Raw genomic sequence first — 8,713 nt, 5'->3', positions numbered from 1 at the left:
TCCCGCAATGGCTGCATACCTACAATCACCACCGCGGACACACCGCGCTCGCAGGCAAACCACCCGCCAGCCGCGTCCCCAACCTCACAGGGCAATACAACTAGGGCCCGTTCTGAGTTGAGATCACAGACGGGTTGCTTGGCGCCGGGGGGGGCTTCCGGCTGCTGTAGAAACGCTTTGTGACGCGTGGTGACCTGAGCGATGCCGAGTGGGAGTTAATCGAGCCGCACCTGCCGTTGGGCGAGCGCGGGCCGATCCCTGACCTGCGCAGCTACTTCAATGCGGTGATGTGGAGGTTCCGCACGGGGAGCCCCTGGCGCGACGTTCCGCACCAGTACGGATACTGGTCGACGATCTACGACCGGTTCCGGATGTGGGCTTCCGCCGGGGTCTTCCAGGAGCTGATGGAAGCGATGATCTCCGAGGCGGCGGCACGCGACGCTGTCGATCTCGGCCTGGTCAGCGTGGACTCCACGGTTGCTCGTGCGCATCACCACGCGGCCGGAATGGCAGTCGACCCGCAGCTGCTTGAGGACCTGGAGAAGGCCGTGGAAGAGGAAAAGGGGATGCAGCAAAGCGACAAAACGACCCAGTAGCCGTTCCCCTCCACGACGAGGAGGAAGCTGACCGCCAGCGGCGCCGTACGCTGCGCAGGCGCCGCAAGGCCCGTCTCCGGGCCGCCGAACTGGGGCGTTCCCGGGGCGGTATGACCAGCAAGGTCCACCTCGCGGCCGACCGGCGCTGCCGGCCGCTGTCCTTCGTGCTCACCCCGGGGCAGGCCGCCGACAGCCCTCACTTCGTCCCGGTCGTCGAGAAGATCAAGCTGTGCGGACCGGCCGGCCGCCCGCGGACCCGACCGGACGCGGTCGCCGGTGACAAGGCGTACTCCTCCCGCGCCAACCGCTCCTACCTGCGCAGACGGAAGATCCGGGCGGTGATTCCGGAGAAGGCCGACCAGGCAGCCAACCGCAGGAAGAAGGGATCCAGCGGTGGCCGTCCGGTCGGTCACGACACCACGCTCTACAAGGACCGCAACACGGTCGAACGCTGCATCAACAAGATCAAGGAATGGCGGGGACTCGCCACCCGCTACGACAAGACACCCGAAAGCTACCTCGCCGGACTCCACCTCCGCGGAGCCATCCTGTGGATACGAAGCCTCCCAGCCACTTCGTGACTCAACTCCTGGGCGCGCTCGGCGCGTCTGCGGGTTGGCTCGTTCGGGTCCCGAACATCGAGCCTTGCCCGGGTGGCCTCACTTCCACGGGTCGGTGAACGACCGGCCGGGCACCGGCTTGGCGATGAGCGCTACGGGGATGAAGAAGTTGACCTGGCCGATCGCGAACATCAGCGTGGTGAGCGCCTTGGCCTCATAGTGCTCGGCTGCCTGCGCATACAGCTCGTTGGAAACCCTCTCGCCGTCTGCGGACGGCTGAAGCACGGCTTCCACAAGTGCCAGCGCGGCACGCTCGGCACCAGTGAAGTACGGCGAGTCCTGCCAGGACGCCACAGACGTGATCCGCTCCTCCGACTGCCCGGCCTTGCGCAGGAAGTCCGTGTGCAGAACGGTCAGGTAGGTGCTGCCGACGATCTGACCTGCACGCAGCTGGACCAGGCCGATCGTGGAGCGCGGTACTGAACCGTTGCCGGTGACCTTGAACAGCGCCGCCGAGACCTCCGCCAGCTCGGGGACGAGCTCCGCGGGGTCCTCGGACATCCGCGGAACCATCGGGGCCTCTGCCGTAATCGAACATGTATCCATCGCCGTCTCCTTCGGGCTTTCATGTTGCTGTCACTGCCCTGACGGATCGCGACAGAGAAATGTGACCGACGGAAGGTAGTCGTTCTTGGTCAGGCAGAGGCCCGGTTCCAGGCAGTGTCAGCCAGTGGCTCTCCCCCACCGTGATCTCAACGCAGAACAGGCCCTAGCGCACGGGGTCGTCCTACGCGCCCCCGGGGGCGGTCCAGCCCGTCGACGAAACCGGTGACCAGCCCGCTGACCAGGGCAGTTCCAGGAGTTCGAGCTCGGTGCCGCGCTCCGCGCCACCGGGCGGGACGACGGCCAGCGCATCGGCGGCGGCGATCCCGCGCAGCATGGCAGGGCCGTGGAAGTGCAGCGGCGCCGCCATCAGACCGTGCCGTTCGTCCTCTCGGTACGCCACCGGAACGAGCCGGGTGTCCTGCGGATGCCCATGGACGGGGGCGGCCAGCGGCGTACGGTACGGCGCGGCAGGAGGGCGGGCGGCGAGCGTACGGAGCAGCGGTTCGGCGAGCGTGACCAGGCCGGAGACGGCGGCGAGGGGGTTGCCGGGCAGGCCGACCAGATGCCGGTGCGGGGCCAGACGGGCGAGCAGCATGGGATGCCCGGGGCGTACCGCCACGCCGTCCACCAGCACCTCGGCGCCCAGCCGGCGCAGGGTCGGGTGCACATGGTCGACCGGGCCCGACGCCGTCCCGCCCGTAGTGATCACCACGTCGGCGGTGGACTCCGCGACGGCGGCGTACAGGGTGTCGGCGTCGTCGGCGAGATGGCGCGGCGTGGCCGCCTCGACGCCCAGCGCATGCAGCCAGGGGGCGAGCATCGGGCCGAGCGCGTCCCGGATCCGGCCGTCCTGGGGCAGGCCGTGGTCCAGCAACTCATCGCCCAGGACCAGAACTTCGGCGCGAGGCCGGCGGTAGGCGGTCAGCTCGTCGTAGCCGGCCGCGGCGGCCAGGCCGAGAACGGCGGGGGTCACCAAGGCGCCGACGGGCAGCAGTTGGTCGCCGCGGCGGCACTCCTGGCCCCGCGGCCGGATGTCCTGGCCGGGCGGCGCGGGCTGCGGTGCGTACAGGCGACTGCCGCCGTCACTCAGCTCTCGGACCTCACCGTGCTCGCTGCGCAGCACGGCGGTGGCGCCGGGCGGGACGCGCGCGCCGGTGGCAATGGGGATGGCATGGCCGTCGTGCAGCACCTCGGTAGGCGCATGACCGGCAAGGATGCCGGGCGGGGGGCCGGCCTCGGGTGCACCGGCGGGGTGGTCGAGCCGCCACGGTCCCGGGCCGGACACCGCCCAGCCGTCCATCGCCGAGGTGTCGAACGACGGGAGGTCGGTGAGCGCGGTGAGGGGCGCGGCGAGCGTTCGGCCGAGCGCGTCACCGAGCGCCGAGGTCTCGGCCGCGGGCGGGCCGGGTACGGCGCGCTCGGCGATGTCCCGGGCGATGTGCCAGGGGAGGGCGGCCGGGGTGGGCCGGGGACCGGAGGCGGTGGGGGCCGGTGGGTCTTCGGGGCCGGAAGAGTCGGAGGAGCCGGAGTGCCCGGGAGACCGGGAGGAGCGAGGGGTGCTGGAGTGGCTGTTCCCGCAGGCGGCGGGGTCGTCCAGGGAGAAGGGGTCGTCCGGCGTGTAGGGGACGTCGCCGCCGCCTCCGGGGGTGGAGGAGTGGGGTGCCGCCGTCTCGCGGGTGGCGTACGGCACCCGCACGGTCGTGGGCCCGGCCCCGGCCCCGGTTTCGGGCCGGACGCGCACCGGTGCGGCCGCGTTGGCCAGCGCGAGCGCCTCGTCGAACGGATCGCCACGTCCCTCGCCCGCCGGCTCGCCCCAGGTCGGGCCCGCCGTACCGCCCGTGCCGCCGGGCTCCCCGCCGAACGCGCCGTCGTACTCGCCGTCGAACTCGCCGTCGGTCATTCCGCGGGCTTCGTTTCGGCACCCGTGGCGTCGGCGTCCGCCGCGCCCTCGGCTGCCCAGCGGTTGGCCAGCGCGGCGGCCCGGTCGGTCAGTTCCTGCACGTCACGGCCCTGTTGGCCGGCCGCATAACCGATCAGGAAGGTGGTCAGCGGCGCAGCCGGCCGGGCCACGCCGTGCGCCGCGTCCCGCGCGAGATCGAGAAGCGCCGCCGTGTCGACATCGAGCTCGATGCCCAGTTCGGCCTTGACTGCGGTGATCCATTCGTCCAACACGTTTCCATGCTCCCTGATACGGGCGCGTGCCGCGCTGATGTCTTCCCAGGTGTCGCAGTCGAAGGATGCCGTGGTCGTGGCGTCCGGGACCCGTTCGAGCAGCAACCCGGCCATCAGGGCACGCAGCGGCAGACCTGCCAGGGTGCCGTGCTCGGCCCGCACCCGCGCCAGCTCACGGCGCAGCGGCTCGGCCCGATAGGCGGCCACCAGCGGCTGATCCCGCCCCGACGCGTCCTGGAGCATCGCGCCGTCGCGGGGGGTGCCGCCGTCGCGGGGCGCGCGGCCCACGTGAGGCACAGAACCGCCGCCCGGCGCGGCGGCGCCGTCCGTTCGCGTCGCCGCTTCCAGGAGGCACCGGACGGTCGCAGCGGTCAGGAACGGGAGGTCGGCGGAGAGGACGAGCACGGTCGGGGCGGTGGTGTGCCGCAGGCCGGCGTCCAGTGCGGCGAGCGGACCGCCGCCCGGCGGGTCCTCGAGGGCGTGGACGACAGCGCGGGTGGCCGGGCGCCGCGGGCCGACGACGACAGTGATCGCCGCATCGGGGCAGGCAGCGAGCACCCGGTCCAAGAGGGGACGGCCGCCGACGGACAGGGAGGGCTTGTCCGCTCCGCCGAGCCGCCGGGCCGCGCCTCCGGCCAGCACGATGGTGTCGTAGTCGGTGAGGTCGTCCACGTCTTGAGTATCGCCGGGGAGAACGGGATCACACCGCTGCCGGAACTGCGGCCGATGTCAGCTCCGCCACAGCGCACACAACCGCAACGGGTGGGGCTGTGCTCTTTTCCCACCCGTAACGGCTGCCACGGGACTCACCGGCCGCGCCGTGTCGCCGGCCTCCCTGCCGTCACAGCGCCCGAAGCAACACCGCGGGCTGTTCCACGCAGTCGGCCACGAACCGCAGGAAACCGCCGGCGGTGCCGCCGTCGCACACCCGGTGATCGAAGGTGAACGAGAGCTGCACGACCTGCCGGACGGCCAACTCCCCTTCGTGCACCCAGGGTTTGGCGGCTATCCGGCCGACGCCGAGCATCGCCGCCTCGGGGTGGTTGATGATCGGCGTGGAGCCGTCCACGCCGAAGACGCCGTAGTTGTTGAGGGTGAAGGTGCCATGCGTCAGCTCGGCCAGGGAGAGCCCGCCGGCCCTGGCGGTTTCGGTGAGCCGGGTGATCTCGGCGGACAGCTCCTCGACCGTACGGGCATGAGCGTCCCGCACGACCGGCACGACCAGGCCGCGGTCGGTCTGCGCCGCAAAGCCCAGATGGACGGCGGGCAGCCGGACGATCTCCTGGGCCTTGGTGTCGACGGTGGCGTTGAGCTCGGGGAAGCGTGCGAGCGCGGCCGTGGTGATCCGGGCCAGCAGCGCCAGCAGCGACACCTTGGGAGCACCCGGCACATTCATGGCTCTACGGGCGGCGAGGAGTTCGGTGGCATCGGCTTCGACCCAGCAGGTCGCCTCCGGAATCTCCCGCCGGCTGCGGCTGAACTTCTCGGCGGCCGCACCGAGCATCCCCTTCAACGGGATCCGCTCCTCGCCCGCCGTGGCAACGGCTCGCGTGGACCCGGTGGCCTTCACGGCTCCGCCGGTCGTGGCCCCCGCCACGCCCGTCACACCGGCACCGAGCATCCGGTCGGCACCGCCCGCCCCATGGGCACCAACCGTGGCAACCGCCCCGGCAGTCACCATCGTCTCCCGCTCCTGCCGGGCCCGGATCGCGCACTCGACGTCCGTACGGAGAATCAGCCCATCCCGCCCGGACCCGGTCAGCTCCCGTAGATCCAGCCCGTTTTCCCGCGCCATCCGACGCACCAGCGGGGAGATGACCGCCACCGTACGACTACCGGCATCCACCGCACCGGGCCCGGCCGAACCGTTCGCCCCAGCCGTCCTGGCCGAACTGTCCACCCCCGTGGCCCCGGCTGCTCCGGTGACACCGACTGCCCCAACAGTCGCCGCCCCGGCCTCAGCCGCCCCTGCGCCACCGGGCGCACCGTCGACCGCGCCGGTCCCGGCCGATCCGTCCGCCGTCTCTCCGGGCCGCCGCGGCACTCCCGCCCTGGGCCCCGCGCCGCTCCCCGGCCGGATCCGGCGCCGCCGCGCGGCCGCCGCGCTCGTGCCGTAGCCGACGAGCACATTCCCTGACCCGGCATCCTCCGGTCCCTCCGGGGCCGGGCCGGAGGCCCCACCGGAAGGCGGTGCCGAAGCCCCGGCATCGGGTGCACCGCCGGGCGCACCTGCCCCGGCGCCCGGCCCCGTCCCGGGGCCGAGCCCCGCCAGATCATCGGGCACGGCCCCCACCGCGACCGTCACCAGCGGTGCCCCCACCGGGACTTCTTCCCCCTCCTCGCCGAAGCGGGCGGTCACCACGCCCCCATACGGGCACGGCACCTCCACCATCGCCTTGGCGGTCTCGACCTCCACCACCGGCTGGTCGATGGCCACCACCTCGCCGACCTCGACCATCCAGTGCACGATCGTCGCCTCGGTGAGGCCTTCCCCCAGGTCGGGCAGGGTGAATTCGCGGACCACGGCCATCACTCACCACGTCCCTCGGTCCAGTCCGACTCCCACTGGAGGCGGGCTACGGTGTCCAGAATCCGGTCCACGCCCGGCAGATGGTGCCGTTCCAGCATGGGCGGCGGATACGGGATGTCGAAGCCGGCGACGCGCAGCACCGGCGCCTCCAGGTGGTGGAAGCAACGCTCGGTGATCCGTGCGGCGATCTCCCCTCCGGGACCGCCGAACCCGTTGGACTCGTGCACGACCACGGCCCGCCCGGTCCGCCGCACCGACGCGCAGACCGTGTCGTCGTCGAACGGCATCAGCGAGCGCAGATCGACCACTTCCAGGTCCCAGCCCTCGGAGCGGGCGGCCTCGGCGGCCTCCAAGCAGACCGGGAGCGACGGACCGTAGGTGATCAGCGTGGCGCTGCTGCCGCGGCGCCGGACCGCGGCCCGGCCCAGGGGCGCGACCTCGGTGGGGGCGTCGGGCGACCAGTCGGCCTTGGACCAGTAGAGCCGCTTGGGCTCCAGGAAGACGACGGGGTCGTCGGAGGCGATGGCCGCGCGCAGCAGCCCGTAGGCGTCCTCGACGGTCGCCGGGGTGGCGACCTGGAGCCCGGGGGTGGCGAGGTAGTACGCCTCGGAGGAGTCGCTGTGGTGCTCGACCCCGCCGATGCCGCCGCCGTACGGGATGCGGATGGTCAGCGGCATCGTCAGCGCGCCGCGGGTGCGGTTGCGCATGCGGGCGACATGGCTGATCAGCTGCTCGAACGCCGGGTAGGCGAAGGCGTCGAACTGCATCTCGACGACCGGCCGCAGCCCGTACATCGCCATGCCGACGGCGGTGCCCAGGATGCCTGCCTCGGCGAGCGCGGTGTCGGTGCAGCGGTCCTCGCCGAACTCCTTGGCGAGGCCGTCGGTGACCCGGAAGACGCCGCCCAGGGCGCCGACGTCCTCGCCCATGACATGGACGGACGGGTCGTCGGCCATGGCGTCGCGCAGCGCGCGGGTCAGCGCCTGCGCCATGGTGGCGGGCTTGCGCGCGGTCGCCGGAGCGGTGGTCGTCATGGCCTGGCCTCCTCGGCGGAGCCGTCGGCGCCCGCTGCGTGCTCGGTGTGTCCGTCGGCCTCGGCGTCCAGCTCGGCGCGCAACTGTGCCGCCTGGGCGCGCAGTTGGCTGGTCTGCTCGGCGAATACGTGCGTGAACAGGTCCATCGGGTCCAGCTCCGGGTCGGTGTTCATCCGCTCCCGGAGGTCGGCCGCCAGCTGCTCGGCGCCGTCCCGGGTGGCACCGACGAATGCGTCGGTCAGCAGATCGCGGGCTGCCAGCTCGTGCTCCAGAAGGACTATCGGGTCGTGCGCCCGCCAGGTCTCGACCTCGGCGTCGCTGCGGTAGCGGGTGGCGTCGTCGGCGTTGGTGTGCGCCTCGATGCGGTAGGTGACGGCCTCGATCAGGGTGGGGCCGCCGCCCCTGCGGGCCCGTTGCACGGCGTCGGTGAGCACCTCGTGCATGGCGGGCGCGTCATTGCCGTCGACCAGTCGGCCGGGCATGCCGTATCCGACCGCCTTGTGGGCGAGGGAGGGCGCGGCGGTCTGCTTGGCCAGCGGCACCGAGATCGCGAAGCCGTTGTTCTGGACGAGGAAGACCACCGGTACCTGCCAGACCGCCGCGAAGTTCAGCGCCTCGTGGAAGTCGCCCTCGCTCGTGCCTCCGTCGCCCACCATGGCCAGCGCCACCACCTCGTCGCCCTTGAGGCGGGCGGCGTGCGCCAGGCCCACGGCATGCGGGAGCTGCGTGGCGAGCGGGGTGCACAGGGGGGCGATGCGGTGCTCGTGCGGGTCGTATCCGTTGTGCCAGTCGCCGCGCAGCAGGGTCAGCGCCTGTACGGGGTCGAGGCCGCGGGCCACGGCGGCGAGGGTGTCGCGATAGCTGGGGAAGAGCCAGTCCCGGTCTTCGAGGGCGAGCGCCGCGGCGATCTCGCAGGCCTCCTGTCCGGTGGAGGACGGGTAGACCGCCAGGCGTCCCTGCCGGGTCAGGGCCGTGGCCTGGGCGTTGTACCGGCGGCCGCGCACCAGCTGGGTGTACAGCCGGGTCAGCAGTCCGGAGTCGAGCTTGGCCGCGGCGTCCGTACCCAGGAGGCGGTACGGCTCCTCGTCGGGCAGGAGGGGCGCGGGATCGACGCGCGGCCGCCAGGCGGGCGGCGGGCCGGCCAGGCTGCTCTTGCTCCTGCTGCTGCCGGGCTGCTCAAGGACCGTCATGTCGAGCACCTCCTCGGATCGAAGG

Annotated in this window: 6 protein-coding genes and 2 pseudogenes; 2 read left to right on the top strand and 6 right to left on the bottom strand. The window is 72.4% G+C overall.

Translation table 11 applies throughout. From position 1 onward, the window contains the following. Window positions 1–104: pseudogene (locus IF67_RS43470) on the top strand (IS481 family transposase); the annotation flags it as partial. 75 nt (window positions 105–179) lie between these two features. Further along, a pseudogene (locus tag IF67_RS42575) lies at window positions 180–1,177 on the top strand (IS5 family transposase). A gap of 78 nt (window positions 1,178–1,255) precedes the next feature. Here the strand turns inward: IF67_RS42575 and IF67_RS0137525 are convergent. From IF67_RS0137525 to pdhA, 6 genes are all read right to left on the bottom strand, one after another. After that, window positions 1,256–1,762 (bottom strand): carboxymuconolactone decarboxylase family protein, encoded by a 507-nt coding sequence (locus IF67_RS0137525; RefSeq protein WP_030993397.1) that lies wholly within the window; start codon window positions 1,760–1,762, stop codon window positions 1,256–1,258. 181 nt (window positions 1,763–1,943) lie between these two features. Beyond that, the gene (locus tag IF67_RS0137520) at window positions 1,944–3,662 is read right to left on the bottom strand and encodes a molybdopterin molybdotransferase MoeA (RefSeq protein ID WP_030993395.1); all 1,719 of its coding nucleotides are present in this window, start codon (window positions 3,660–3,662) and stop codon (window positions 1,944–1,946) included. Next, on the bottom strand, window positions 3,659–4,606 hold the full coding sequence (locus tag IF67_RS0137515; RefSeq protein WP_030993393.1) for a DUF6457 domain-containing protein: 948 nt from the start codon (window positions 4,604–4,606) through the stop codon (window positions 3,659–3,661). Before IF67_RS0137515 ends, IF67_RS0137520 begins: the two co-directional genes overlap by 4 nt. A 169-nt stretch (window positions 4,607–4,775) precedes the next feature. Continuing rightward, window positions 4,776–6,464 (bottom strand): dihydrolipoamide acetyltransferase family protein, encoded by a 1,689-nt coding sequence (locus tag IF67_RS0137510; protein WP_030993392.1) that lies wholly within the window; start codon window positions 6,462–6,464, stop codon window positions 4,776–4,778. Further along, a complete protein-coding gene (locus IF67_RS0137505) occupies window positions 6,464–7,498 on the bottom strand; it encodes an alpha-ketoacid dehydrogenase subunit beta (RefSeq protein WP_030993391.1) in 1,035 nt (344 codons plus the stop codon). The genes IF67_RS0137510 and IF67_RS0137505 overlap by 1 nt, the downstream gene beginning before the upstream one ends. After that, the gene (pdhA, locus tag IF67_RS0137500) at window positions 7,495–8,688 is read right to left on the bottom strand and encodes a pyruvate dehydrogenase (acetyl-transferring) E1 component subunit alpha (RefSeq protein WP_030993390.1); all 1,194 of its coding nucleotides are present in this window, start codon (window positions 8,686–8,688) and stop codon (window positions 7,495–7,497) included. The genes IF67_RS0137505 and pdhA overlap by 4 nt, the downstream gene beginning before the upstream one ends. Window positions 8,689–8,713 lie beyond the last annotated feature (25 nt).

Source organism: Streptomyces sp. NRRL S-1813 (genome assembly GCF_000719605.1).
Lineage (GTDB): Bacteria > Actinomycetota > Actinomycetes > Streptomycetales > Streptomycetaceae > Streptomyces > Streptomyces decoyicus.
This window is presented reverse-complemented; position numbering and strand designations above follow the sequence as displayed.

What these genes read in the sequence shown, in the direction of transcription:
- pdhA (WP_030993390.1), bottom strand. Translation starts at nt 8,688, where the DNA reads ATGACGGTCCTTGAGCAGCCCGGCAGCAGCAGGAGCAAGAGCAGCCTG.
- IF67_RS0137505 (WP_030993391.1), bottom strand. Translation starts at nt 7,498, where the DNA reads ATGACGACCACCGCTCCGGCGACCGCGCGCAAGCCCGCCACCATGGCG.
- IF67_RS0137525 (WP_030993397.1), bottom strand. Translation starts at nt 1,762, where the DNA reads ATGGATACATGTTCGATTACGGCAGAGGCCCCGATGGTTCCGCGGATG.
- IF67_RS0137520 (WP_030993395.1), bottom strand. Translation starts at nt 3,662, where the DNA reads ATGACCGACGGCGAGTTCGACGGCGAGTACGACGGCGCGTTCGGCGGG.
- IF67_RS0137510 (WP_030993392.1), bottom strand. Translation starts at nt 6,464, where the DNA reads ATGGCCGTGGTCCGCGAATTCACCCTGCCCGACCTGGGGGAAGGCCTC.